General features: G+C 36.7%; 4 protein-coding genes. All 4 read right to left on the bottom strand.

All coding sequences use genetic code 11. The features are described from left to right. Window positions 1–1737: 1737 nt before the first annotated feature. The 4 genes from SOM16_RS18910 to SOM16_RS18895 all read right to left on the bottom strand — a co-directional run bounded on the left by SOM16_RS18910 (window position 1738) and on the right by SOM16_RS18895 (window position 6467). Window positions 1738–1929, bottom strand: coding sequence for a hypothetical protein (locus SOM16_RS18910; RefSeq protein ID WP_320465559.1), 192 nt, complete (start codon window positions 1927–1929; stop codon window positions 1738–1740). Window positions 1930–1999: 70 nt separating this feature from the next. After that, the gene (locus tag SOM16_RS18905) at window positions 2000–4084 is read right to left on the bottom strand and encodes a glycoside hydrolase domain-containing protein (RefSeq protein WP_320465558.1); all 2085 of its coding nucleotides are present in this window, start codon (window positions 4082–4084) and stop codon (window positions 2000–2002) included. Between the two features lie 136 nt (window positions 4085–4220). Then, entirely contained in the window at window positions 4221–4739 is a 519-nt protein-coding gene (locus SOM16_RS18900) for a DUF2911 domain-containing protein (RefSeq protein WP_320465557.1), read from the bottom strand. A 36-nt stretch (window positions 4740–4775) separates the two neighbouring features. Beyond that, complete coding sequence (locus SOM16_RS18895) at window positions 4776–6467, bottom strand: sodium:solute symporter (RefSeq protein WP_320465556.1); 1692 nt, start codon at window positions 6465–6467, stop codon at window positions 4776–4778. Between the last annotated feature and the right edge of the window lie 7 nt (window positions 6468–6474).

Genomic DNA, 6474 nt, shown 5'->3' with positions numbered 1-6474 from the left:
TAAAATAAAGCTACTTAATCATGTACTTCAATCAGTACTTCATTAAACCCGCTTTCGCTACATTGACATCTCTTTTAAGAACTTATCAGGCAAGAACCTCACGGCCACCCTTTCTATATATATCTTCAAACTTCAGTTCGCTTAAGTCGTATTCGTCTTAGCTTGTTTTTCGTTTGTTTCAATCTTGTTTTCATAATCGTAATGACATCCGCCACCTGATCTTTTTTTCCTTCCCTTTCGGTTGGGAGTGCAAAGGTAGAAATCTTTTTCCAACTTCCAAATAAAATAAATTTTATTTTTTAATTGTTATTTTTCTCTCCTGCCTTTCAATTTACTGACCTCTCAACCAGCGCCCCATTCCTTCCGAAGCGGGATGCAAAGCTAATGATTTTTTCCAATCCTGCAGATTTTATTTGAAATAATTTCTGCGCCTTTATCTCCCTCACCCTATCATTAAACCGCTTTTCAGCACATCCGTTTCCTCCGAAGCGGGATGCAAAGGTAGCAAAAATTAATACCCCAGCAAATGCCTGGGAGGATAAAATATGAGGTAAATTGTAAACCACTGTAAATCATCAGGAATAATTTAAAAAAGTTAAAACATTTTTAAGAGATTGGCGTTAGCGGGGGCAGTTTGCCGAAATATTAGGGATTAGAACCATATAGACATAGGGAACCTTGGAATGAGGATGTTGCTTTGGCGGTTTGCTACTATATAGTAATGCCAGTAAATCGTAAGCCGCTGTAAATCATTAGGAATGATTTAAAAGGTTGGTGTCTGCAAAATCGGTTTGCCGGAGTATTATCAAAATTATAACCATATAGACATAGAGAACATATAGGCTTGGAGTGAGGAAGTTGATTTAGCAGTTTGCTAATATATAATGATGGATATAAATCGTTAGCCGCTGTAAATCATTAAAGGTGATTTAAAAGATTTGTAAAAGATGAGTATTCGCAGGAGCGGTTTGCCGAAATACTATTGGGATTGGAACCATATAGTCATAGAGAACATCAAGCGGATAAAATGGGCCAGATTACCGATTTAAGGCACATAAAGATTAAATCAAAATTAGGTAATGACTTATTTGAAGAACGAAAACTTGGGTTTATAGCATGAGACAACTTGTACTTTAGCAGTAATTAGAATAGTTTTTATTAATAGCTGAATATATAGGTGAGTAAAAGGACTAATTAAATCGCAACACAATGTGCTAAATATTAATTAGTTAAATAAAAAATTGATTTTTTTGGGGACGCCACGGCTTCGGTTTGACATAAATGGAAATAATGTGCTCGCATTTCTATGTATATAACGATCGTCATATCATCAAATAAAGCTAAACCACTGTTTCTTCTTTACCTTACAAAAAGGTTATGCTCCATTTTTGGAACAAACTGACCTTGCTTAACTACTGACCTTAAGAAAATAATTGCGAGCGGATAAATTTCCTGTTTAATAAATAAGCCCGTTTGGTAAAGACAAGATGAATTTTTTCTTGATCTTGTTTTTACCAAACGGGCGACTTTCTTACTTTCGAGGAAAGTACATTTACTTCTAGAAATAAAATTACTCTGCCATTTTATAGCTATGCTTTTAAGAACACTTAGAGATTCTGTTGAATTAAGTTTATGAGAATTAAAAATCGAACCTTCAGGTAATTAAGAATTGACACTTCTTTTTAATCTTGCTTGTCTTTCTTATTTGCTTTAAATTTCTAATTTATATAGAGAAACCTATAGTAGCCCGTACAAGCCATGTGCATAGGTACGCAAGGAAGCAGATACGCTCTGCATTTTTTCTGGAGAAGGCCCTTTAACTTTATAAGCCTCCGGGTGCAATTCCAAAGATTGATCGCTTTGTGATAGTGAGGTGTTTTTATTGCTTAATGTAGCATGTTGTTCTTCGCTTATTTTTAATGGGGCCATGTTAATAAATTTTATATCAGAATAACAGGGTTAATAAAAATATGTTTGCCATTTGAACATAATTTTATAATTAATTTTCGATCGATGAAATCCAATTTTCAGTATCTGAAATTTTAACAGGATCTGCAGCAGCAACAATTTTTAATATACCGCCAGTGTTGATTTCTTCTTGCGTGAGGTAATTCCTTTTGAATGGTTTTCCATTTAAAAATACCGCCTGGATGTATTTATTTTTAAGATCAAAATTTTCTGTTTCTATTCTAAAAGTTTTGCCTTTTGGCAAATGGTAAGTTAACGAAGGAAATAATGGCACATTTAAATAATATACTGGCCACCCTACACAAGCTGGCGAAAAACCACTTGCAGTAAAAATATACCAGGCACTCATGGCTCCGGCATCATCATCCATTGTTCTCAAATAAGCCTGCGGTTCATTTTTATAGATTTTTCCAATATAGGAGCCAATCCCGCGACTATTATCATTAAAATAATTTTGAATTACCGTATCGGCGGCTAACTGGCGCATCCAGTACTGAGATTTATAGCCAGATCGTGTAACATTATACATTAAAGGCACTTGCAAATCCGGCTCATTTGCATGGTTGTATAAATCTTTAGCAAAAAATTCATCCAGATGAGCCAGGTAAGTTTCTTCTCCACCATCCAAAGCAACTAAACCTTTAAAATCATAAGGTACAAACCAGCGATATTGCCAAATGGTTCCTTGATATAGACCTCTGGCCTGCATTCTATCTACGTCACTTTTACTTAAATCTTTAAAATCTTTATTCCAGAACTTTCTATATTCCAAAGCCCTATCTTTATAAAAATCAGCTTGTTTTTTATTTTTCAGGATGGTAAAAATCTCGGATAAAGCCCAATGATCGTAACTCGTTTCCAAAGCTTTATCTGGCGATTTATAATCCAGGCCATTTACTTCCTTTACCAAAGAGTCTGCTATTTTTTTAAAATCAACTGGATAACCTTTCCGGTAAGCATCCAAAAGCACCACAATAGCATGTTCAGAACGGACAGTGTTCGAAGGCTCGTTTTGCCCGGCATAATCCTTCTTCCCAGATTGATACAGTTCAGCAATAGACGAAACCATTCCAGCATATTCATTTTGATTGATGATAGAAAGCAAAGGTAATTGTGTTCGGTAATTATCCCAAATCGCCCAACCATTGTAATGAACCTGCTTGTCTTTATTGAGTTCTCCCTTAGTATCGCGATACTGTCCATTCGGTGATGAAATGACATAGGGTGACTGCATGGTACGGTACAGAAGTGAATAGAATAATTTTGCATCTTCCAGATTACCCTTTACCTCAATTTTCTTTAGGTTTCGGTTCCAATCCATCGCACTTTGCAATTTAAATTGATCAAATGATTTCGCATTAATCGCTAACGCCGCCGCTTCTGCACTCACTGAAGATAACGCTACATTAATTTCGGCTATAGCAGCATCTTCTGGGAGCATTAAAATTAACTGATGGTTACCATTATCTTTCCACGAGCTTCCTATTGGCACGGAGAGTGAATAATATATTTTATATTTCCCAACACTACAAGTGGTTTTCGAAGTAATCCAGCCTGAAATCGTGTTCCCGTCTACCTGATGCTGTTCATCCACGAACGCATTATTAAAAGCATAACTAAGATCGAGATAGTAGCCCTTTTTACCTTTTGGAAATTGATAAATATGTTTACCTGCATTGCCTAAAACACTTAATTCTACACTTATTTTATTCTCAAAACCCACAGCGTAATACCCAGGGCTGGCTTTTTCAGTTACCTTTAATAATTCTGTTTTCGCAGGATCATCACCCAGAAAAGGTTTTATCAATATATTCCCTCCAGAACCCTGACAGCCCACCCCCTCGAAACGGTTATGTGTAAAGCCATCAAACTTCTTTGCGAGGTATTCATAACCAGTATGCGTTTTTGGGTAAGTTTGTGGACCGATACTCAACATACTAAATGGATAAGAGGCTGCAGGCGACATTTGTCCATGATCTCCCGACGAACCCAAAAATACATTTACTAATTCTACAGGTGGCTTTTCCTTAATGTTGAAGTTATTTCCATTTTGCTGCGCTAAAACGTTTAACTGAAAGAGTAAAAAAAGTGAGGTTAATCGGATAAAAGTTTTCATTGTATAGTGTTAAAATCGGACTAAAGTAAGATTTTACAATGAAGTTCGGGTTATGTTACCGTTTCTTTACAGAAAACACAAGAATAAAAAAAAGCCATTCCGGATTCCGAAATGGCTTGATATGATTTTAAATTCCTTATTTAATGGATACTGGAACAGAAACTTTATCCCAATCTAAAGAAAAACCTGTTTTAGTGATTTTGTATACCAAACGCTCTTGAGTTGCTTTTAATGGTTTTACTTTCACATCAACACGTAAGGCATCTTTCGCTTCCTCGTATTTGTAAGCACCCCATTGTTTTGGTTCTTTGTTAAAAACAGCTGTCCAGGTTCCGCTTTCTTTAGGAACTAAGAAAAAACTGTATTTACCTGCTGCTAATGGTTTTCCTTCTACCATAATATCTTTATCAGTTTCAAAAACTGTTGCTTCATTAGCACCTGCGCGCCAAACTTTATCATAAGCTTCTAAGCCACCGAAAATTTTACGCCCTTTTACTGCCGGGCTGCTGTAGTTTATGGTGATGGTTGCGCCTTTCACCTTACCTGTTGCAGTAGCTGCCGGACTTGGTTTTGGTTGCGCTTCCTGTGCCATTGCACTGGTAGAGATCGTTATTGCCGTTAAAAGCAATGTAATAGATTTAATCATCGTTTTCATACTAGTATATTTATTTGTTTTTGTTGTTTTTTGACGTTACGAATTTAGCGCTTTGGGTCGATAAAATAATAATCCCAAAGTCGAAAAAATGATTACCGCAGCTGCTCCGATTACATTTAGCCACAGAAACGATACGATATCGAATTCATAAACGGCGATTACGGCAATTTCTGATAGAATAGCAGCAATAAATACGAGTGCCCCGTCTATCTTTTTAAAATAAAATGCCACCAGAAAGATCCCCAAAATTGGTCCGTAGAAAAGAGAACCCAACACATTTACGGCTTCAATAAGCGAACCCATTTGTGTGGCAAACATCGCTACCGCAATAGAGAATATGCCCCAGGCCAATGTATGCAATCTACTGTATTTCAATTCTGTAGCATCATCTATCGTCTTTGTACTAAAAATTAAATGTACATCTTTTAACGAACAGGCTGCCAAAGAATTTAGCGCCGCAGAAATAGAACCCCAACTGGCCAGAAATATAACAGCAAATAATAATCCGATCATCCCGACAGGTAAAGTGTTTTTCACAAAATAGAGGAAGATATAATTGGTATCGGTTTTCTCTGCATTAAAATTAGATTGATTAATGGCCTCTTCTACCCTTCCATGAAGTTCTTTAACGTCTTTTTGAGTTGCTTTGAAATTTTCGATAGTAGTATTTAATTCCGTCGAATGACTTTCCTTTTGTGCCAGGATTGCCTGAGATTGAGCATTAAATTTTTTAGCCAATGCCTGATGTTCTTTTTCAAAAATTGCCGCCTGTTCCGGTCTGGTTTCTTTTAGATATTGATACGACCGTTCATTGAAGTAAATGGGCGCTGGCTTTAAAGAAAAGAAAGCAAACAGCAAGGCACCGATTAAAAGAATGGCAAATTGCATGGGTATTTTAACCAACCCATTTAACAGTAAACCCATTTTAGCATTGGTATTGTCTTTCGCGGTGATGTATCTCCCTACCTGACTCTGATCGGTACCAAAGTAAGAAAGTGCCAGAAAAAAACCACCAATTAAACCACTCCAAATGTTGTATTTATCCTTCCAGTCGAAGTCTGTAGTAATCACATTTAATTTACCGGATTTACCGGCGAGGTAAAGTGCATCACTAAAACCTACTCCGTTTGGCATATTCTGCACCAATAAATAACCTGCAAAAGCCATCGTGCCTAAAATAATCAGAAACTGTAATTTCTGCGTATGTGCAATGGCTTTGGCACCACCTATATAAGTGTAAATTAACAAGATTCCACCAGTTAAAACATTTGTTAAATAGATGTTCCAATTTAGTACGCTCGATAATATAATACTCGGTGCATAAATGCTGATTCCGGTAGATAAACCTCTGGAAAACAAGAAAAGCAAAGAAGTTAAAACCCTTGTTTTTTTATCGAATCGGTTCTCCAGATATTCGTACGCCGTATAAACATTCAGCTTTTGAAATATCGGGATGAAGGTAATGCAAATCACAATCATCGCCAGTGGCAAACCGAAATAATATTGAACGAAACGCATGCCATCGGTATAGGCTTGCCCGGGCGCAGATAAAAAGGTAATAGCGCTTGCCTGAGTAGCCATAATACCTAACAACACAATATACCATGGCATTTTACTATCTGCTTTTAGATATGATTCGTTGCTTTTTTGGCCACGCCCGATGAAAACTCCGTAAACAACAACGGCTAATAAAGTTAAAATGAGTACGCACCAATCGATATTACTCATGCCCAGA

Origin of the sequence: Pedobacter sp. CFBP9032 (genome assembly GCF_034045265.1) — a bacterium.
GTDB lineage: Bacteria > Bacteroidota > Bacteroidia > Sphingobacteriales > Sphingobacteriaceae > Pedobacter.
This window is presented reverse-complemented; position numbering and strand designations above follow the sequence as displayed.

Coding starts and splice junctions, on each gene's coding strand:
- SOM16_RS18900 (WP_320465557.1), bottom strand. CDS start 4,739: ATGAAAACGATGATTAAATCTATTACATTGCTTTTAACGGCAATAACG.
- SOM16_RS18910 (WP_320465559.1), bottom strand. CDS start 1,929: ATGGCCCCATTAAAAATAAGCGAAGAACAACATGCTACATTAAGCAAT.
- SOM16_RS18895 (WP_320465556.1), bottom strand. CDS start 6,467: ATGAGTAATATCGATTGGTGCGTACTCATTTTAACTTTATTAGCCGTT.
- SOM16_RS18905 (WP_320465558.1), bottom strand. CDS start 4,084: ATGAAAACTTTTATCCGATTAACCTCACTTTTTTTACTCTTTCAGTTA.